At 64.3% G+C, this 19457-nt stretch carries 14 protein-coding genes and 3 pseudogenes; 13 read left to right on the top strand and 4 right to left on the bottom strand.

The features are described 5' to 3' along the window. Positions 1–225: 225 nt before the first annotated feature. Together JSE7799_RS00825 and JSE7799_RS00820 are read right to left on the bottom strand one after the other, a co-directional pair. Positions 226–519, bottom strand: a pseudogene (locus tag JSE7799_RS00825) (transposase); the annotation flags it as partial. Between the two features lie 282 nt (positions 520–801). Further along, positions 802–2282 (bottom strand): annotated as a pseudogene (locus JSE7799_RS00820) (IS3 family transposase); the annotation flags it as partial. Positions 2283–3073: 791 nt separating this feature from the next. Between JSE7799_RS00820 and JSE7799_RS00810 the strand changes: the two are divergent. The 4 genes from JSE7799_RS00810 to JSE7799_RS00795 all read left to right on the top strand — a co-directional run bounded on the left by JSE7799_RS00810 (position 3074) and on the right by JSE7799_RS00795 (position 6347). Next, positions 3074–4255 carry an IS5 family transposase gene (locus JSE7799_RS00810; RefSeq protein ID WP_055661896.1) on the top strand — a complete coding sequence of 394 codons (1182 nt, stop codon included), beginning with the start codon at positions 3074–3076 and terminating at the stop codon, positions 4253–4255. Between the two features lie 226 nt (positions 4256–4481). Continuing rightward, a complete protein-coding gene (locus JSE7799_RS00805; protein ID WP_055661895.1) occupies positions 4482–4904 on the top strand; it encodes a DUF2852 domain-containing protein in 423 nt (140 codons plus the stop codon). A gap of 56 nt (positions 4905–4960) precedes the next feature. Continuing rightward, positions 4961–5422: an RDD family protein gene (locus tag JSE7799_RS00800; RefSeq protein ID WP_055661894.1), complete on the top strand. Its 462-nt coding sequence runs from the start codon at positions 4961–4963 to the stop codon at positions 5420–5422. A 100-nt stretch (positions 5423–5522) separates the two neighbouring features. Then, on the top strand, positions 5523–6347 hold the full coding sequence (locus JSE7799_RS00795; protein ID WP_055661893.1) for an arginyltransferase: 825 nt from the start codon (positions 5523–5525) through the stop codon (positions 6345–6347). Positions 6348–6366: 19 nt separating this feature from the next. On the opposite strand, the gene JSE7799_RS00790 is transcribed toward JSE7799_RS00795, so the two are convergent. Then, a complete protein-coding gene (locus JSE7799_RS00790; RefSeq protein ID WP_186201800.1) occupies positions 6367–7881 on the bottom strand; it encodes a polysaccharide deacteylase family 2 protein in 1515 nt (504 codons plus the stop codon). A gap of 456 nt (positions 7882–8337) precedes the next feature. On the opposite strand from JSE7799_RS00790, the gene JSE7799_RS00785 reads away from it, so the two are divergent. The 6 genes from JSE7799_RS00785 (at position 8338) to lexA (ending at position 13201) form a co-directional block, all read left to right on the top strand. Next, complete coding sequence (locus JSE7799_RS00785) at positions 8338–8919, top strand: anthranilate synthase component II (RefSeq protein ID WP_055661901.1); 582 nt, start codon at positions 8338–8340, stop codon at positions 8917–8919. Next, positions 8916–9935: an anthranilate phosphoribosyltransferase gene (gene trpD, locus JSE7799_RS00780; RefSeq protein WP_055661891.1), complete on the top strand. Its 1020-nt coding sequence runs from the start codon at positions 8916–8918 to the stop codon at positions 9933–9935. Before JSE7799_RS00785 ends, trpD begins: the two co-directional genes overlap by 4 nt. Then, positions 9932–10744, top strand: coding sequence for an indole-3-glycerol phosphate synthase TrpC (gene trpC / locus JSE7799_RS00775; protein WP_055661890.1), 813 nt, complete (start codon positions 9932–9934; stop codon positions 10742–10744). The genes trpD and trpC overlap by 4 nt, the downstream gene beginning before the upstream one ends. After that, entirely contained in the window at positions 10741–11217 is a 477-nt protein-coding gene (gene moaC, locus JSE7799_RS00770; RefSeq protein ID WP_083480120.1) for a cyclic pyranopterin monophosphate synthase MoaC, read from the top strand. Before trpC ends, moaC begins: the two co-directional genes overlap by 4 nt. Continuing rightward, positions 11214–12389 carry a molybdopterin molybdotransferase MoeA gene (locus JSE7799_RS00765; RefSeq protein ID WP_055661888.1) on the top strand — a complete coding sequence of 392 codons (1176 nt, stop codon included), beginning with the start codon at positions 11214–11216 and terminating at the stop codon, positions 12387–12389. The genes moaC and JSE7799_RS00765 overlap by 4 nt, the downstream gene beginning before the upstream one ends. Positions 12390–12502: 113 nt before the next feature. Beyond that, positions 12503–13201, top strand: coding sequence for a transcriptional repressor LexA (gene lexA, locus JSE7799_RS00760; RefSeq protein WP_055661887.1), 699 nt, complete (start codon positions 12503–12505; stop codon positions 13199–13201). A gap of 46 nt (positions 13202–13247) precedes the next feature. Here lexA and JSE7799_RS00755 read toward each other — a convergent pair whose 3' ends face one another. Then, the gene (locus JSE7799_RS00755; protein WP_055661886.1) at positions 13248–15314 is read right to left on the bottom strand and encodes a ComEC/Rec2 family competence protein; all 2067 of its coding nucleotides are present in this window, start codon (positions 15312–15314) and stop codon (positions 13248–13250) included. A 95-nt stretch (positions 15315–15409) separates the two neighbouring features. On the opposite strand from JSE7799_RS00755, the gene gltX reads away from it, so the two are divergent. From gltX to JSE7799_RS22170, 3 genes and pseudogenes are all read left to right on the top strand, one after another. Further along, positions 15410–16822 (top strand): glutamate--tRNA ligase, encoded by a 1413-nt coding sequence (gene gltX / locus JSE7799_RS00750; protein WP_055661885.1) that lies wholly within the window; start codon positions 15410–15412, stop codon positions 16820–16822. Positions 16823–16891: 69 nt separating this feature from the next. Further along, positions 16892–18187 (top strand): citrate synthase, encoded by a 1296-nt coding sequence (locus JSE7799_RS00745; RefSeq protein WP_055661900.1) that lies wholly within the window; start codon positions 16892–16894, stop codon positions 18185–18187. Positions 18188–18462: 275 nt separating this feature from the next. After that, positions 18463–19457: pseudogene (locus JSE7799_RS22170) on the top strand (transposase); the annotation flags it as partial.

Here is a 19457-nt window from a genome sequence, read left to right as displayed (position 1 = left end):
AAGGCGGATACCTCNGCCTGAACCGCCGTTCGCAGAAGCTCCTTGGCCCCAGCGTGGATTACCTCGGTCAACGGATCCGCAGAAAATTCCGATGGCAGTTCGAACGGGACAACGGTAGATTTGGCCATGGTGGCATATCCTTTCTCTTTTGAGACTGACGGCGCGTGAACACCGCCATGATATGCCGCCTACTTCAGGCCATCACCAACTTTCGGGCATAACTCTCCTGAAGCTGGGATCGTGCCGAAGGGCGGTCGCGTCATTGCCGTCTTCGTATCCCGCCGCGATCATCATGATCCGGAACCGGATGATGTCGCACAGGCTATGCTGAACTTTCGCCGGGTCACGCGGATCGTGCAGGCAATCTGCGAGCCGCTGCGCCAGACCCGCCCTGCGCTCGATCTCGCGCAGCAGGGTCAGTCCGGCGTCGGAGCTCATGTCGGCGCCGTCAAACCCGAGCAGGACCGGCTTACCGTTAAGGGGTGACAGGCGGGGCGTGGAGCACGTAGACTGGGTCATGGCGGAGGTCGTCCTGCTGAAATCTGAATCTTTGGCGCCGATAACCAAAAAATACAGAGTTTCAGACGGTTACGCCACCTCCGCCGCCTTCTCGTGAATTATCCGGGCTAAGGAGACCCTTGGCTCAGGCCAGATCCATCGGCACTGGTTGGCGGTGTTCGTCAAGGTGGTTGTCGCCTGCACTCGTTTTCACGCTGCGTGTTCGGCTGGCCCGACCATGGGGCCGCCGCCGCCAGCTTGATGGGGGAGCGCGTCGGCGGCCCCATGGCCTCTGCGCCCGGCTTCGGTTCGCTCGGGGTTCAGCCAGACCGAGCCGATGGGTTGCCAGTTGCGTGTCCGTCCTGACCACCGGTCCGGCCGGGCGGCTCGGGCAAGCTCACAGACCTGATGGCGGCTGGCCAGCAGCGGTCGGTCCTCGCTGCGGTGACGCTGCTCGGGCGTCACGAAGCGGATCGCGCTGTGCCGATGCTGGGTGTTGTACCAAGTGGCGAAGCCCTGGACCCAGGCCCGCGCCTCATCGATCGTCGCGAAGCCGCGGGTCGGCCAGTCGGGCACATACTTGCAGGTCCGGAACAGCGCCTCTGAGAACGGATTGTCGTTCGATACGCGCGGGCGGCTGAAGGATGCGGTGACGCCGAGGCGCTCCATGGTCACCTTCATGGTGGCGCCCTTCATTGGGCTGCCATTGTCGGCATGGAGCGTCAGCGGACTGGTGAGACACTTCTCGGCCCAGACGGCGCGTTCCAGGACCTGGGCGGCGAACTCGGCCGTCTCGCGCTCGTAGACCTCCCAGCCGACAATCTTCCGGCTGAAGATGTCGATGATGAGATAGAGGTGGAAGAAGGTGCCGGCCACCGGTCCAGGCAGCCAGGTGATGTCCCAGCTCCAGACCTGGCACGGCGCTGTCGCCTCGAAGCTGGTGGGCGGCTTGCGGCGTACGGCTGGCCGAGCACGACCCCGACGATGGTTCTGGCCGCGCTCGCGCAAAACCCTGTACATGCTGGATTCCGACGCGATGTATGTGCCCTGGTCAGCTAATCGTGGCACGATCTGGCTGGGCGGGAGGCTCGCGGGCGCGGCGCAGGTGGCCACGATGCGGTCGCGCTCCTCTTCGCTCAGCCTGTTGGCGGGCGTCGGGCGGTCCGCGAACGGACGACGGTCTTCGCAGATCCCGCACTCCGGGTCCTTCCAGCGCTGCAGCGTGCGCGCGCTGAGGCCAAGCTCGGCGCAGGCAGCGGACTGGCAGACGCCTGCCGCCACAGCCTCGTCGACAAGGGCGACGATATTTTGGCGATCCGGAGCGGACGTCATGCGTCCTCGTCCCCTTGGCCCCAGATCGCCTCGGCCTTTTTTCGCAAGATCATCAACGCGGCGGCCTCGGCCAACGCCTTCTCCTTGCGCGCAAGTTCCCGTTCCAGCTGCTGGATGCGTTTCCTGTCGTCCTTCGTCTCGCGCGTGATCCGGCTCGTCGCCGCGCGCTCCCAGTCATTGGCCCGCGCGCAGGCCTCCCGCCAGACACGAAGCTGCTCGGGATAGATGCCACGGCGCCGGCAGTATTCGCCGAGATCGGCTTCGTTCATCGACGCCGTCTCGATCACCGCAGCGAGCTTGTCCGCTGAGGTCCAGCCCTCGGGACCCGCGTTCGCTTCGGGCAGGAACTGCCCCTTCGCCCGCGCCTCCGCCCGCCACTTGGCAAGCGTCGCTACGCTGATCCCTTCCTCCTTGGCCAGCCGGCCCAAGGGCATGTTGTTCGGCGGCAGCATCTTCGTCAGAACCGCCGCTCTCCTCTCCGGTGAATAAGCCAAATCGTCATCCTGTTCCGCCCGCCTCAGTGTATACTTTTAGTGCAAGTGCGGGCGACATCTTCCCTGACAGAGGGGGTTGGCGGACAAATATCAATGTGAGGATTTTTTGATGCGGCCGCAGCACGATGTCAGCAGCCAAGGATGTCACGGCCTACTTTGGGAAGCCATTGGAGCGGACATATTCGCGTTATCCTCTGTTTTTCAAACGATTTGATCCCCCAGGCTTCCGTGTTCACGGACGGCTTTATGCTACGGTTTCGGTGACGCGGTTCCTCGGGAGGGGCGTTCGGGGCGGCCATGCAAATCTGGAACTCGGCGGGCTGGCGATTGACGTCCTGCGGCATGAGACGCTGGAGCGGCAGTGCACCCGGTGCATCCCGGTGTAGACGCGGCCTCGGCGGCGATATCCGTTCCGAGTTCGCCAAGGCGTGCAGAGCCGCGTTTCCGGCCACCGCACCCGCAGTGACAGCCCCGAAGCTCGGCGTTTTTCGCAGGGTGGAAGGGCGTCGTTCGTCCCGGTGCAGGTTACATTGCCCAAGCGCTTGCAGGTGTCGCAGGCGCCGTCGGCCTTCGCAGGCGCACCGCCGACGATCTCCCTGCTAACGCAATCTCCTTGTCCAACGCGATCTGGCCGAACAGGTCGGGCAGGATGAGCCTCCTACGTTAACAGGCTGCTGAAAAAGGCCGGTCTCGACGCGGTTTCGAGAACATGATTCACCTTCGTCACTGCAGTGGCGGAGAGGGCGACGATGCGCGGGACGGACGAGGCGAGCGGATCGCTGTTCAGCTATGTGGATCTTGATGAGCGGGTCCCCTCAGGTCATCCGCTTCGCAAGATCCGGCAGATCGTGAACGACGCTCTGGCGAGCCTCGATGCCGAGTTCGACGCACTCTACACCGACTTCGGCCGCCCCTCCATCGCGCCGGAGCGCCTGATCCGGGCGAGCCTTCTCCAGATCCTGTTCTCGATCCGCTCGGAGCGGCAGATGATGGAGCAGATGGATTACAACCTGCTGTTCCGGTGGTTCGTCGGACTTGGCATCGACGACCCGGTGTGGGTCCCCACGGTGTTCAGCAAGAACCGCGACCGGCTGCTGACCACCGAGATGTCGCGCAAGGTGATGGCGGCGATCCTGGCACATCCGGAGGTCCGACCGCTGCTCTCGAATGAACACTTCTCGGTGGACGGCACGCTGATCAAGGCGTGGGCGTCCATGAAGAGCTTCCAGCCGAAGGAAAGCGCACCGCCGGATCGCGACGACGATCCAGGCGATCCGCCGCCTCCGCCAGCTAAGGAGGCCGCCGCAGACACCGACCATCAGCTTCAGCAGACCGAGATTCAGCCGATGCCCGACACGCCCCGCCAGACCCGCAACGCCGAGGTGAACTTCCGGGGTAAGAAGCGCTCGAACGCTACTCATGCGTCCGTGACGGACCCCGATGCCCGCCTCTACAAGAAGGCGCCAGGTGCCGCGGCGATGCTGTGCTTCATGGGCCATACGCTGATGGAGAACCGCAACGGCCTGGTCGTGCAGTCGGACCTGACCCACGCCGACGGCCACGGCGAGCGCAAGGCGGCGCTCGAGATGATCAATCGGCACTCGCCGGGCTCAACCCGGCGCCTGACGCTCGGGGCCGACAAAGGATATGACAGCGCCGACTTTGTCGCCGCGCTCAGGCGTATGGTCGTGACGCCACATGTCGCGCAGAAGGCCCGGCATTCCGCCATTGACGGGCGCACCACCCAGCATCCCGGCTACGCCTTGTCCCCACGGCGCCGAAAGAAGATCGAGGAACCGTTCGGCTGGGCCAAGACCGTGGGTGGCATGACCCAGACCCTTCACCGCGGCATCGACAGGGTCCGCGCGCAGTTCACGATGACCATGGCGGCCTGCAATCTGGCCAGGCTACCGAAACTCCTGGCAGCGTGACGAACAGCGCAATCCAGACCCGGCGTCCGACGCCGATGCCGCAGAGAAACCGCCTTCAATTCGTGACGGCACGAACATCGTCCTTCAAGCCCGACTTCTTCAGCGGCCTGCTAAAGAAAGCCGTGCAGGCAATGTGAAATATATTCACATGCCCCTTGTGAGGTGTCGATCCCAACACCATCTGCCTGAATGTGAAACAGGTTCACATATCAAAGGAAAGACGCTGATGACCACTGCCCCCGCTTATGCCGGCCGCACGACCGGCGCTATCCTGTCCCGCATCGAAAGTTGGCTCGACGCCCGTGGCAAAGGCGCTTGGATTGCCGCGATGATTCTCGGTTTCGTCCTGTTCTGGCCTGTTGGCCTCGCCTTTCTCGCCTACATGATCTGGAGCAAGCGCATGTTCTCAGGCCGCAACTCGATGACACAATTCAACACTCGCCGCATGACCCCCACCCGTTTTCGCAGCTCCGGCAACCAAGCCTTCGACGCGTACAAGACCGACATGCTCCGCCGCCTCGAGGATGAGCAGGAAGCGTTCGAAACATTCATGCAGCGTCTGCGTGAAGCCAAGGACAAGGCCGAGTTCGACCAGTTTATGGAAGAGCGCGCCAAAACGTCCCGCAGCGACGGCGCGGCCGAAGCCTGATAATGACCGGCCTCGCCCCATACCGGGCGAGGTCGCCTGATTTTGGAGGGATATCGATGGCCAACTGGACCGATCTCGGAAGCTCCGTCTCCGGCCTCCCGGACCCGGTGGAGCAGCCGGAATTCTATAACGGAGTCGTGACCAAGCGCGCCTTCGCGTGGCTGATCGACATGGCCCTCATCACGATGTTCACGATAGTCGCAGGCATCCTGACGCTGACGATCGCTTGGTTCATGTGGCCGATAACCTTTCTGGTGCTCGGCCTCCTTTACCGTCTCGCGACGCTCTCCTCCGGGTCGGCGACCTGGGGCATGCGCCTGATGGGAATCGAGCTGCGGGATCATCGCGGCGCACGCTTTGACGGTCTGTCGGCGGCGCTCCATGTCGGCGGTTATTATGCCGCCATGACGTTCGTGCTGCCCCAGATCGCATCCATCGCAGCGATGCTCATCTCGCCCCGTCGTCAGGGCCTTCCTGACCTCGTCATAGGATCGGCGGCGATCAATCGCCCCGGTTGACGAACATGGCTTGATCTGACGTTCTGCACGCTTTGTGATTGACCTGCCACCGCTTGCGGCTAGGGTTTTCAGCGAAACATCCGCGACAGAGATACACCTAATGCGCCACAGCCTGCCGCTGACGCCTCAGTTTTACGTGACCGCGCCGCAATCCTGCCCGTATATCGACGGGCGGCGCGAGCGTAAGCTGTTCACGGCGCTGCAAGGCTCGGGGGCGGTCGCGCTCAACGACAAGCTGTCGAAGCAGGGCTTCCGGCGGTCGCAAAACGTGCTTTATCGCCCATCCTGCGCCGATTGCTCCGCCTGCCTGTCCGCCCGTATCCGTGTCGCGGATTTCCGCGCGACCCGGTCGCAGCGCCGGGCTCTCGCGCGCAATGCGCATCTGCGGCGGGAAATCACATCGCCTTGGGCGACCGACGCGCAATACGCGCTGTTCCGGCGCTACCTCGCCGCGCGACATGCCAATGGCGGCATGGCGGACATGGACATCTTCGAATTCGCCGCCATGATCGAGGAAAGCCCGATCCGGACGCGCGTAATCGAATATTGGGACGACCGGCCAAAGGCGGAGGGTGAGGAGCCGATCTTGCGGGCGGTCTGCCTGACGGATGTGCTCGATGACGGCCTGTCCATGGTCTACTCGTTTTACGATCCCGCCTGTCGGCAAGACAGCCTTGGCACGCACATTATCCTCGACCATATCGAGATCGCGCGCGAAGCCGCCCTGCCCTACGTCTATCTCGGCTATTGGGTGCCGAGTTCGCCGAAGATGGGCTATAAGGCGCAATTCTCTGCGCTGGAGATTTTCAAGAACCGCGTCTGGCAGGATATCGGCGATCCGGACGAGCATATCGACGAAACCCACCCGCTATCCGTCGAGCCGATTGCGGAGCAGGTCGCGCGCATCGATCTTCCGGAAGACTGAGGCGTCAGGAAAACAAGCTTTACCGACCCGCCTCCTCCAATACCGCCGAGAGCGGTGCCGCCGCGACTTCCTCGGCGCGCCCCTCTTTCCGCCATGCCTTCAACGCCGCGACGGTCTCGGATCTTGCTCGACCGACGACGACCACGGCGCCATCCTGCACGGCTTCGAACGTCGCGCGGTCGAGGTGGCGGCCAACCGAAGCTGCGCGCTCACCATCTGCATCCAACGCACGAAAGATCGTCGCCGCGGGAACGCCGGCGCGATTGGCCCGCGCAATCCCGGTGCCGAGACCGCTTGGATAGGCCAGCAAGCCCATTCCCGCCTCTGCCAGCGGCGGCAACAGACCACCGAGGGCTCGGCGGTCGCCGATGAAGCCGCTTTCACCCCGATCAAGCACGGCGATTGCCTGCGGCACAGCGCTTAGCGCGCCGGACAACGCAATTTCCATGTCCTGCGGCGTCCCTCCCTCCGGCAGACCATCGGCGAGAAGCACGACCTCATGACCCGCATCCCGGTAGGCACGCGCCGCGTCGACGGCTCCGGCCTGCGTCGGATCAATGGCAATGGTCACGGGAAACTCGAGCTCCGTGAGCGCCTGCCGCCCGACTTCTGCATCCGGATCATGGATCAGGACCACGGAGAATAGCGGACGGCCGCCGGCATCGAACGCGACTGCCTCCCGGTCCAGTGCACCTACGGGCGCGTCCTGCGCAGCGTCCGACAACATGCCCGGATCCCGCGCACTGTCGAGGACAAGACGTTGTGGCATTTCACCGGACGGTGCCGGGTCGGGCGTGGTTTCCCGCAGGGGCTCGGATCGCGGGACATCGACCACCTCCTCGATCGGAACGAGCCGAACCTTCGCATTCGGAGAAGCTCCGGCGACCGTGATCTCGGGGGCCGCGTCCTCGGCCGGCTCCGGTTGCGCCAGCCGACGCATGTTCGCGATGACTTGGTCGGATTGGCTGCCAGCTTGTTCCGGGGCAGTGATCCGGACGGCCTCATGCGACTGCTCGACAGGGACCGGCTGACCCGGAGTTTCGATGGTGACATCTGGCCCCACTGCCGAAGGTGCGTTGCGTGCCTGTGCGGTACTGTCCCGATCAGGACGAGTGGCGTCCGCATCGGCGGCCGGGGGGCGCCCGGCCGCTGGCTCATCGACCGCTTTGACCTTTGATCTCGTTTCGCCCTCACTCGCACGCGGCGCAGTCTCAGTCGCCGGCGGTATGGCGCCATTCTCGCGAGCCCTGACGCCGCCGTAATTGCGCAGGGTCGTCTCGTCAGCGCTTCGAGGGAGTATCGGCGCATCTCCGGCTTCCGGCGCGGTCGCGAAGCCTGTGATCTCGAGCGGGTTCGGACGCGCGGCACTTTGGGTCGACGGCATGGGAACCTCGACGCGCGCGGCGGGCGCGGCGCTGATCCGGTCCGCCTGCAGGTCCAGACGCGGCGCGCCGTCGGTGCCCGGCGTCACGATTGCGCCGTCCTCGCGCGGCCGGTTGAACTGACTTCCCGGTGGCAGGGGTATCGCTGGCATGTCCTGTCTCTCCGCCGATCCCGGTGGTAACGACCGCTCGGCAGGACGCCCCGCGGCAATCGCGGCCTCAACCGGGGAGCGCCGGACTCCGCTTGCCGCGCCTTCCTGCACCGACGGGACAGCAGGCGCGGGCACCTCCGCTGGCTCCGGGCGTTCCGGAAGGGGTTCGGGCACGCGCGGCGTTCTCTCCGACTGATCGCGCAGAACGGGGGCGGCGGGCCTCGATGCGACGGAGCGCTGCTGCGGCGCTTCCGGCGGCGGAAGAAGCAACGACACCGATCCGAGGAACAACGCCGCCAGCGCGAATCCACTGGCCGATCCGAGCAATATACCCTTCAGCATCGGTGTTCCCCTCGCTGCCCCGTCGCTTCGCCCTTTTACAGAACGCTCACGCCTCCTATAACCCGAAGGCCGGGGTCGCGCACAATGGCTCTGAACACCATCGGAGGGACGGGCTTGCTTCTGCTGATTGATAACTACGACAGTTTCACCTGGAACCTTGTCCATTACGTCGCCGAACAGGGCGCCGATGTTCGTGTGGTGCGCAACGATGCCCTCGACGTTCAGGCGGCGATGGCCCTGAACCCGGCGGGCGTCCTGCTGTCGCCCGGCCCCTGCACGCCGAATGAGGCCGGCATCTGTCTGGCCATGGTCGAGGCCTGCGCCGAGACGGGTACACCGCTTTTGGGCGTCTGTCTCGGGCATCAGGCTATCGGTCAGGTCTTCGGCGGCCGCGTCCTGCGCGCGCCCGAGATCGTTCACGGCAAGCTCGGGCGGATGGAAAACGACGGGACCGGTCTCTTTGCCGGACTACCGGCCGCATTCGACGCGACGCGCTATCACTCGCTGATCGTGGAGCGCGAGACACTGCCGGACACGCTCCTCGCGAATGCCAGTCTCGCGGATGGAACGATCATGGGCCTGCGGCATCGCGACCTGCCGATCCACGGCGTGCAGTTCCACCCCGAGAGCATCGCCTCCGAACACGGACATGCCCTGCTCAAAAACTTTCTTGACCTGATACCCGTTCCCGCATGACCGATCTGAAGCCCCTGCTGGCCGCCGCTCCGGACCGTCCCCTTACCGGCCTGGAGGCAGAAAGCGCCTTCGCCGCCTTCTTCGACGGTGCCGCGACGCCGGTCGAAATCGCGGGGCTGCTGATGGCGATGCGCACCCGAGGAGAGACGGTCGAGGAAATCGCCGCCGCCGCCGCGGCGATGCGCGCACGCATGAACCGGGTGACCGCCCCGACCGGCGCAATCGACATCGTGGGAACCGGCGGCGACGGCAAAGGCACACTGAACATCTCGACCGCCGCTGCTTTCGTCGTCGCAGGCGCTGGCGTGCCGGTGGCCAAGCACGGGAACCGCAATCTCAGTTCAAGATCCGGCGCGGCGGATGTGCTGACGCAGATGGGCATCGATGTGATGGTCGAGGCGGCGGTCGCGGAGCGTGCGCTGACCGAGATCGGCATCTGCTTCATGATGGCCCCCATGCACCACCCGTCGATCCGGCACGTCATGCCGGTGCGCCGCGAACTGGGAACGCGAACCGTCTTCAACATTCTGGGGCCGCTGACCAATCCGGCCGGGGTGACGAGGCAACTCACCGGTACGTATTCCCGCGACCTGATCCAGCCGATGGCGGAGGTTCTCGGCAGGTTGGGCAGCGAGACAGCTTGGGTCGTTCATGGCGCGGACGGAACGGACGAGCTTTCGATTGCCGGGGCGACCCATGTGGCGGTACTTCAGAACGGTTTCGTGACCGAGCGGGAAATAACGCCCGCCGATGCCGATCTTCCCACGCATTCTTTTGACGCGATCCTGGGTGGTGAGCCGGAAGAGAACGGCCGCGCCTTCCGCATGCTTCTGGACGGAAAGGCGAGCGGATATCGTGATGCGGTGATCCTGAATGCGGCTGCGGCTCTCGTCGTGGCGGGGGTGGCGAAATCGTTGCCGGACGGAGCTGCACTCGCGGCCCGCTCCATCGACGAGGGACACGCCGCGGCGAAGGTCGCTGCGCTTGCCCGCCTGACAACCGGAGTAGACGCATGAGCACGCCGACAATCCTCGACCGAATTCGTGCCTATAAGCTCGAGGAGATCGCGGCCCGCAAGGAGGAGCGCAGCCAAGCCGAGATCGAGGAGGCCGCGCGCGCCGCATCGGCCGTCCGCCCCTTCGCGGGTCGGTTACAGCAGGCATCGATCGGCGGCTACGGCCTGATCGCGGAGATCAAGCGCGCAAGCCCGTCCAAGGGCCTTATCCGCGCGGACTTCGACCCGCCCGTCCTCGCCCGTGCCTATGCGGACGGCGGCGCTGCGTGCCTCTCTGTTCTGACGGACCAACCGTCGTTCCAAGGCAATGATGCGTTTCTCGTGGCCGCGCGAGAGGCCGTCGATCTCCCGGTGCTGCGGAAGGATTTCCTCTGCGACCCTTGGCAGGTTGCCGAAAGTCGCGCACTCGGGGCCGATTGTATCCTGATCATCATGGCTTTCGTGTCCGATGCTCAGGCGCTTGAGCTGGAAAGCGCGGCAACGGACTGGGGAATGGACGTTCTGATCGAGGTGCACGACCAAGAGGAACTAGACCGCGCGACACTGTTGAAATCCCGCCTCCTCGGCATAAACAATCGTGATCTCAATACGTTCGAAACCGATCTTCAGACGACGCGCAACTTGGCCCGCCGCGCGTCCGAGGATCGTCTTCTCGTGTCCGAAAGCGGTCTGCGTCTTCCTGCTGACCTCGCTGATATGGCGCGCTACGGCGTGCGCTCCTTCCTGATCGGCGAAAGCCTGATGCGGCATGACGACGTCGCCACCGCCACGCGTGACCTTCTGGCCAACCCCATGGTCGCCACCCTGTGACCGGGCTGACCCATTTTGACGCGAGCGGGGCCGCACACATGGTCGACGTCTCCGAGAAGCCAGAGACCGCGCGTGTTGCCGTCGCGGAGGGCTGGATCCGGATGTCGCCGCGGACGCTCGATATCGTGCGGTCCGGAACCGCGGAAAAAGGTGATGTCGTCGGGATTGCCCGACTTGCCGGCATCATGGGAGCAAAGCGGACCGCCGATCTGATCCCGCTCTGCCACCCCCTGCCAATCGCGAAGGTCGCCGTTGAGGTCGAGATTGACGCCGCTTTGCCCGGCCTGCGCATGACTGCGACGGTCGGGACATCCGGGCGGACCGGTGTCGAGATGGAGGCACTGACGGCGGTGACGACAGCCTGCCTGACGGCCTACGACATGGCCAAGGCCGTGCAGAAGGACATGGAAATCGGCGGCATCCGCCTCCTATCCAAAAAAGGCGGCAAATCAGGCGACTGGACCGCGCCGTGATCTCGGTTGAGGAGGCGACGGATCGACTCCTCGCGCTCGTCGGGCCGGTCGAAATCGAGGACGTGTCGCTACGCGCTGCCGCCGGACGCATCTTGGCACATCCTGTCACCGCGCGGCACGACCAGCCGCCGTTCGCCGCGTCATCAATGGACGGCTATGCGATTGGCACCGAGGCGGCCAATATCGGCGACGCCTTCAGGGTCATCGGTGAGTCCGCAGCCGGACACCCCTTCAAGGGCAAGATCACGGCGCGATCCGCTGTCCGCATCTTCACGGGCGCAATGGTACCACCGGGAACCGTACGTGTCCTTATCCAGGAGGACGTCGCGCGCGTTGGGGACCGGATTGTTGTCGCGGCCGAGCCGGGAGGATCTGTCAATGTTCGCGCGGCGGGCGGGGATTTTCGCGCGGGAATGGAGTTCGACCCGAAGCGATCACTTGGAAGCCGCGATGTCGCGATGCTCGCGGCGATGGGACATGACATGCTGCCGGTGCGCAGCCGACCAAACGTGGCAATTCTGATGACGGGCGATGAACTCCGCCCGCCCGGAGAGCCCCTCGGGCCGGGCGAGATCACCGCCTCGAACGGCTACGGTCTCGCGGCAATGTTCGACGCGGCGGGGGCTGAAACGCATCTGCTTCCAATCGCACGGGACACATCAGAAAGCCTTAGGATGGCTTTGGAATTGGCCACGGGCGCGGACCTGATCGTGACCATCGGGGGCGCGTCCGTCGGCGATCACGATCTCATCGCCGGAGCAGCGTCCCATGCCGGACTGGACCTCGCGTTTCACAAGGTTGCCATGCGCCCTGGCAAGCCGCTCCTGGCCGGGAGGCTGCACGACGCCGCTTTCGTCGGACTTCCGGGAAATCCCGTCTCGGCAATGGTTTGCGGCGTCATCTTCATCCTGCCGATGTTGCGTGCGATGCTGACCCTCCCCCCGCAAGTTCCGACGCGGCGGGTTCCCTTGGCCACGTCGCTCGCCTCCAACGGGCCGCGACAGCATTACATGCGCGGTCGCATGACCCACGGCCTTTGCACACCGTTCGAGAAGCAGGACAGCAGTCTTCTGCACATCCTGCAGGAAGCGGATGTTCTTGCAATCCGTCCCCCGAATGACTCGCCGCACCGTAAAGGCGACGAGATCGAGGTTGTTCCGCTGCCGCGTTAACGCGGCTGTAACCAATCCGAAGTGAATGTCCTGTCAATGTTCCCGCCGCGTTGACACAAAACGGGAACCTTTCTAGAACACAGCACAAGCTTACATGGCGGGATGGACCGGAAATGTTGACACGGAAGCAACGCGACTTGCTCGAATTCATTCACAAACGGATGCAGCGCGATGGCGTGCCGCCGTCGTTCGACGAGATGAAGGATGCGCTCGATCTGCGGTCAAAGTCCGGAATTCATCGCCTGATTACGGCTCTGGAAGAGCGCGGGTTCATTCGTCGCCTCGCGCACCGTGCACGCGCAATCGAGATCGTTCGCCTTCCCGAGGGCATGAACGGCGACAAGTTCGTTCCAAAATTGATTGACGGGGACGGCGCGGCGCAAACAAGCACGCCGGGTGTTGCGAGCGCGATGCCGGTGCGCGTCGATGCGACGGAATTGCCGGTCATGGGACGCATTGCCGCGGGTGTGCCGATCGAGGCCATCACCGAGGTTTCGCATCACGTCGCCGTACCGGGCCAGATGCTCGACCGGGGGGGCGAACATTATGCCCTGGAGGTGAAAGGCGACTCGATGATCGATGCAGGCATCAACGACGGAGACGTCGTCGTGATCCGCGAACAGGATATGGCCGACAATGGCGATATCGTTGTCGCTTTGATTGAAGGACATGAAGCGACGCTCAAGCGGTACCGTCGACAGAAAGGCATGATTGCGCTTGAGGCCGCCAATCCGGCATATGAGACGCGTCTGCTGCGGGAGAACCAGGTTCGCATTCAGGGCCGGCTGGTCGGGCTGATCCGCAGCTACTGAAACCTTTGTCCACCGCTGGCGCTGCTCCGCCGGATTCTGGCGGGGCTTAGCGCTTCGGGGTCCATGGGCGCATTCCCTGAAATTCGGACACGGTTTGCATTCTAATGCTGCCTTGTTCGAATCTGATCGCGACAGCCCCCGTCCGCTTGAGGAATGCCGCATCAACCGAGACACAGCCGTCTGGCACATCGGCAATTTCGGCCGGTCCGATCAGCAGGCCCGGATTCACGGCGCAGTCGTCAACGAAGTCTGCCATCTGACCCGGCGTCGGGGCCGCATGAATTTGGGGCCAGTCGAGCGGAAGGTGGAATAAGCGGCCGCCGGCTTCGACTTGAAGAGCGCCGTCACCATCGTTCTCCAGCCATGACTGTGCGACGAAACCGACGCCGGTCTCGCGGTTGAGCCACCGGCCGTTTTCCGTCATCGCGCCGACCAATCGTCCATCATCCGAGATCAGAAGGTCTGGCCGGTCGCTCCCGACCCAGAGGAAAGCCGCTGTTACAAGCGCGACGAGTCCGCCCCCCCTGCCCCAAGGCCCGCGTGATGCGCCGAGCACCGCCATTCCCAGCCCCAGCACCGGCAGCACCTGCCACGATGGCGCGGACATGTAGCTGACCGCACCGGGCAGGTTCGCGACCCAGTCCGCGACCCAGAGGATCCAGTCGATTCCTTGCCGGGCGATCCAGAACGGGCCGGATTCCAGCCCCAATGGCCACAGCAGCAATCCGAGGAACAGAAGCGGCATGATGGCGAAGCCCATTACCGGAACGGCAAGCAGGTTCGCCAAGACGCCGAACTGGCCGACGCGGTTGAAGTGCAAGGCCGCGATCGGTCCGGTCGCGAACCCAGCCACGAGCGAGGACAGCAGGAGAGAGAGAAACGCGCCCTTCCATCCACGCATCCAGCTTCCGCGTCCCGACCGTGACAGCGCACCGAAAGCGAGGACGAGCGCACCGGTTGCGGCAAAGGACATCTGAAACCCCGGGCCCGTCAAGCTTTCCGGTCGCCAGAGGAGCACGAGAATTGCAGCAATCGCGACGCTTCGGATCGAGAGTGCGCGGCGGCCGAGCAGGATCGCACCCAGCATCACCGCAGCCATGATGAAGGCGCGCTGCGTTGCGACGGTACCGCCCGAAAGGAACAGGTAGGCCAATGCGAAAGGCAGCGCCGCCGCGGCCGCCCAGACCCGCGTGGGATAGTTCAGCGCGAGCGACGGAACCAGCGCAAAGCCGCCGCGGATGGCCCAGAAGACGAATCCCACGAGCAGGCCCATATGAAGGCCGGAGATTGCCAGAAGATGCGCGAGGTTCGAGGCCCTCAGTGCCTCCGTGACTTCTGACGACAGGCCGGCGCGGTCGCCCGTCGTGATCGCGGCAGCGACCTGCCCGGCCTGGCCCGGAATCCGCGCCCGCAACCCGTCGCCGAGAAACTGACGGAAGCGCGCGACGGCAAGGGCGGTACCGCCCTCCAGCGCCTCGGCCCGCAGGACAGGGACACGCGTGTAACCCACTGCGCCGAGGCCTTGGAACCAGGCATGGCGCTGGAAGTCGAAGCCGCCAGGCTCGGTTGGCCCCGCCGGCGGCGACAGGTGTCCTGTTGTCATGACCCGCGTCCCGGGGAACGGCACGAGATCGTCCGTCTGCATGGAGACCCGGACGCGGTGCGGGGTCTCCTGCGGCGCAAAACGGTCGAGCCGAACGCGATCGAGCGTCAGACGCGGTGCGCCGGAGGCGGACCGATCCACGATTACCACACGTCCCTCGATCGCCCCGTAATAGCGGAACTGAAGCACCGGACCGGCCACGACGGCCGTGCGCGCCTGCGCTACGACAAGCCCGCTGAGGGCAACCGCGACCATCAGCGGCAGAAACCCGATGGAGCCGCGCAGACGGATACCGGCGGCCAGAAGGAGGAGCGTCAAGCCCGCGAGACAAGCCGTCGCCACAAGAGGCGGCTCGACCGGGAGCGCGAAATACAGCCCCACGCCAACACCGAACGCGACCGCGAGCCATGGCAGACGGTGACCGCGCAGGGATTGGCAGGATTCAACCAGATTTTCACGGAATCGAAAGAACGGCGGCGGAAGTGTCGTTGCGGCGTCGGTCGGCTGCATCCTTGCCCTCCCTCGCGGCGGTGCCTATCAACCGCGCGACCATGCCGGCCGGCGGGTTTAGAAAACGTTAACCATCCGCCGGAGAGGGAGCGCATATGGCCCAGGAAATCGTTACGCGGTTCGCGCCGTCACCCACGGGATACCTTCACATCGGCGGGGCGCGGACGGCATTGTTCAATTGGCTGTTCGCGCGTGGTCGCGGCGGCAAATTCCTCCTGCGGATCGAGGATACGGACCGTGCCCGCTCGACCGATGCCGCGACACAGGCGATTTTCGAGGGCCTGACCTGGCTCGGGCTCGACTGGGACGGTGAGGCTTCGAGCCAAGCCGCAAATGCCGCACGTCATGCCGAGGTCGCGCATCAGATGCTGGAGCGCGGGCACGCCTATCGCTGCTTTTCAACGCAGGAGGAGATCGAAACCTTTCGCGAAGCCGCGCGGGCCGAGGGAAAATCGACATTGTTCCACTCCCCTTGGCGGGATGTCGGGCCAGCCGATCACCCCGATGGGCCCTCGGTCATCAGACTCCGTGCGCCACGCGAAGGCGTGACGATCGTTGCCGACGCCGTCCAAGGGGACGTGACGACGCGGAACGACCAGCTTGACGACATGGTGCTGCTGCGCTCGGACGGCACGCCCACCTACATGCTTGCCGTCGTTGTCGACGATCATGACATGGGCGTGACGCATGTCATCCGGGGCGACGACCACCTCAACAATGCCGCTCGGCAGGCGCAGATTTATAACGCCATGGAATGGGCCCAACCGGTTTGGGCGCATATCCCCCTGATCCATGGTGCCGATGGCAAGAAGCTGTCGAAGCGGCATGGCGCAACCGGGCTCGAGGAATATGCCGAGCTGGGGTTTCCGGCGCCCGCGATCCGGAACTACCTCGCGCGGCTTGGCTGGAGCCATGGTGACGACGAGTTCTTCACAGATGCGCAGGCGCGCGAATGGTTCGATCTCAGCGGGATCGGCAAGGCGCCCGCGCGTCTCGACCTCAAGAAGCTCGAGAACCTGTCGGGGCAACATCTGAGCGTGATGGACGATCAGGAGATCGTCGCGGCCGCACAGGACTGGGCTGTCCGCACCGGACAGCCGCCGGTTCCGGCGGGGCGCTTGCTGCCGGCCGTGGGTATCGTGAAGGACGCGAGCCGGACCCTGCCGCAGATACTCGACCGTGCGCGCTTCGCGCTGATCGACCGGCCCGTGACGGTGGAAGACAAGGCGGCCAATGCGCTTGAGGGGCAAGGAGGCGAACTCCTCGCGGAATTGACGCCGCACCTGCACAATGCTACCTGGAGCCGCGACGGGTTGGAGCGCGTCGTGGGTGATCTGGCGGAGGCCAAGGGCCTCGGTCTCGGCAAGATGGCAGCGCCGCTCCGCGCCGCCTTGGCCGGGCGTACCGCCACGCCGAGCGTCTTCGACATGATGCTGCTTCTGGGGCGTGACGAAAGTCTGGCGCGTATCCTCGATGCAACCAGCGAAATGCAAGGGCCCTCCACCTGATCGGGTGGTGGCCTGAAAACAACAGCTTAGCGACCGACGTTCGCACGACTCAACATGGAAGGGACGATGATGTCAGAGACCGACAAGACCGCAACGTTGACGTTTGGCGGCGAGAGCTACGACCTGCCTGTCCTCACTCCGACCTCCGGCCCCGACGTGGTCGACATCCGCAAGCTCTATGGAACCGCGGGCGTTTTCACCTATGACCCCGGCTTCACCTCCACCGCTTCCTGCGAGAGCGAAATCACGTTTATCGACGGCGAAAAGGGCGTTTTGCTGCACCGCGGCTATCCCATCGATCAGCTTGCCGCGCAGTCGCATTACCTCGAGGTCTGCTACCTTCTCCTCTACGGCGACCTGCCATCCAAAACTCAGCTTGGCGACTTTGAGCAGCGCGTGACGATGCATACTATGCTGCACGAGCAGATGTACAACTTTACCCGTGGCTTCCGTCGCGACGCCCACCCGATGGCGATTATGACGGGTATGGTCGGCGCGATGTCCGCCTTCTACCACGACTCGACCGACATTAACGATCCGTGGCAGCGCGAGGTGGCGTCGATCCGCATGATCGCGAAGATGCCGACGATTGCCGCGATGGCATTCAAGTATTCAATCGGCCAGCCATTCGTGTACCCGAGCAACGACCTCGACTACGCATCCAACTTCCTCAACATGTGCTTCTCGGTTCCGGCGCAGACATACACGGTCGATCCGGTGCTCGCGCGGGCGATGGACCGGATCTTCACGCTTCACGCGGATCACGAGCAGAACGCCTCAACCTCGACGGTTCGCCTCGCCTCGTCCTCCGGCGCCAATCCGTTCGCCTGCATCGCGGCCGGCATCGCATGCCTCTGGGGGCCGGCGCATGGTGGCGCAAACCAGGCCTGCCTCGAGATGCTGCGGGAAATCGGAACGGTCGATCGCATCCCCGAATTTATTGCACGGGCCAAGGACAAGAACGATCCGTTCCGGCTGATGGGTTTCGGTCACCGCGTTTACAAGAACTTCGATCCCCGCGCGACCGTTATGAAGGAAAGCGCTGACGAGGTGCTCGATCTGCTCGGGATTGAGAACAACCCGACTCTGCAGGTCGCGAAGGAACTTGAGAAGCAAGCGCTCGACGACCCGTATTTTGCGGACAAGAAGCTGTTCCCGAACGTTGATTTTTATTCCGGCATCATCTTGGAAGCGATGGGTTTCCCGACATCGATGTTTACGCCGATCTTCGCATTGTCGCGAACGGTAGGCTGGATTTCGCAGTGGAAAGAGCAGCTCTCCGACCCGGCGCTAAAGATTGGTCGTCCGCGCCAGCTCTACACGGGGCCGGCGCAGCGGGACTATGTCGACGTAGAAAATCGCTGAAATCCATCCGGTTGAAATGCAAGGAACGCTGCCTTTCGGCGCGTTCCGTTCGGTGAGAGAATACTGAGGCTCCAGCGGCTGGAAATGGTCTCCTTGAACCATGTTGTCTAAGCACAAGCATTCCTTCAAAGATCCTCTACGAGGGCGAAACCGATTTGAAGGATAGCCCGTCAGCCTATCGCCAGATCATCTTCTGTCGCCACTCTTCGACGAGCGGTACGAGCTCTGCTGCGCAAGTCGTGACTGGGTCTCATATCGCGAGTGCACGGCGGTAGCTGGTTGGCGCGGGCAGACGCACGCCCGCGGCCTACGGGATCAAAAGCCGGCCGGTTCACAACGAGGCGCATAAGCGGCGTGGCTCGTTGACGATCTGGTTCGACCCCGAGATGAACTGGGAGTCCGCGCCGGCAGGTCGGCCTGGCCGCCAGCGGACCTCCGGCGACGCTGCCAGGCAGGTCTGTCTGACGGTGAAGGTGCTACTCGGCATGCCCTTGCGCCCGACGCCGTTTGGCAAGCCTCACCGCCGCGAGCCTGTTGCGCTTGGTGGGCTCGATTGGACCGTGCCCGATTTCAGCACGCTGTCCGGCCGCCGGAAAACCTTGGCCGTCAAGATTTCTCGCCGGGCCCAAGGGCCCGCTGCATCTGCTGATTTCCTCTCGGGGCAGTGCTACGCAATGCCCTGTCGGGCAGTGGGCAGCACCGGCATCGAGGTCGAGGGTGAAAACGGGCGGTACGCGCGCAAGCATGGCGGGCCCAAACGGCGCATTCGCCATGGTCGCTCGGATCTGGGGCGCGGAATGGCTCACGGCGCAAGATCCCTCTCGGGATCGATACGGAAGCGCTGGAGGTTCGGGCCTTCGCGAGTGAGCGGGCGAACGCCAACGGTCCGAGAGAGCCCGCGAACGCGAACGGGAGCCATGTCGGCGATGGTCGGCCGCGCAGCGCCACCGCTTCGAGCGCGTCGCGAACGTCCTGCCCGATCTTCGCAACCGGATCCCGGTGGACCAGGAGATCGGGAGCGGTACCGCGGACGGTGCCTGCGACGCCCGCAAATGCCACGATGCCCTTGCCGACCGTGGCCCTCAGACCCTCATCCCACCCCGCAAGAACACGAAGCTGTGGAGCGCGTCACCGCGGGAGCGGCGGCCGGAAACGTCGCTCCCCGAGCGTCGAAACACCTCGGCCGAGCGATCTGGCGACACCGGAACGGGCACAACCGCCGATGCCGTGCCGGAGGCTAGGATGCTCTGCACGAAATCACTCGGGCGGG

Source organism: Jannaschia seosinensis, from assembly GCF_001408515.1.
Classification (GTDB): Bacteria; Pseudomonadota; Alphaproteobacteria; order Rhodobacterales; family Rhodobacteraceae; genus Jannaschia; species Jannaschia seosinensis.
Note: the sequence above shows the minus strand (reverse complement) of the source record. Positions and strands in the feature narration are given on the sequence as shown.

Coding starts and splice junctions, on each gene's coding strand:
- JSE7799_RS00810 (WP_055661896.1), top strand. CDS start 3,074: ATGCGCGGGACGGACGAGGCGAGCGGATCGCTGTTCAGCTATGTGGAT.
- JSE7799_RS00800 (WP_055661894.1), top strand. CDS start 4,961: ATGGCCAACTGGACCGATCTCGGAAGCTCCGTCTCCGGCCTCCCGGAC.
- JSE7799_RS00790 (WP_186201800.1), bottom strand. CDS start 7,881: ATGCCAGCGATACCCCTGCCACCGGGAAGTCAGTTCAACCGGCCGCGC.
- JSE7799_RS00755 (WP_055661886.1), bottom strand. CDS start 15,314: ATGCAGCCGACCGACGCCGCAACGACACTTCCGCCGCCGTTCTTTCGA.
- lexA (WP_055661887.1), top strand. CDS start 12,503: ATGTTGACACGGAAGCAACGCGACTTGCTCGAATTCATTCACAAACGG.
- JSE7799_RS00805 (WP_055661895.1), top strand. CDS start 4,482: ATGACCACTGCCCCCGCTTATGCCGGCCGCACGACCGGCGCTATCCTG.
- trpC (WP_055661890.1), top strand. CDS start 9,932: ATGAGCACGCCGACAATCCTCGACCGAATTCGTGCCTATAAGCTCGAG.
- gltX (WP_055661885.1), top strand. CDS start 15,410: ATGGCCCAGGAAATCGTTACGCGGTTCGCGCCGTCACCCACGGGATAC.
- JSE7799_RS00795 (WP_055661893.1), top strand. CDS start 5,523: ATGCGCCACAGCCTGCCGCTGACGCCTCAGTTTTACGTGACCGCGCCG.
- JSE7799_RS00745 (WP_055661900.1), top strand. CDS start 16,892: ATGTCAGAGACCGACAAGACCGCAACGTTGACGTTTGGCGGCGAGAGC.
- trpD (WP_055661891.1), top strand. CDS start 8,916: ATGACCGATCTGAAGCCCCTGCTGGCCGCCGCTCCGGACCGTCCCCTT.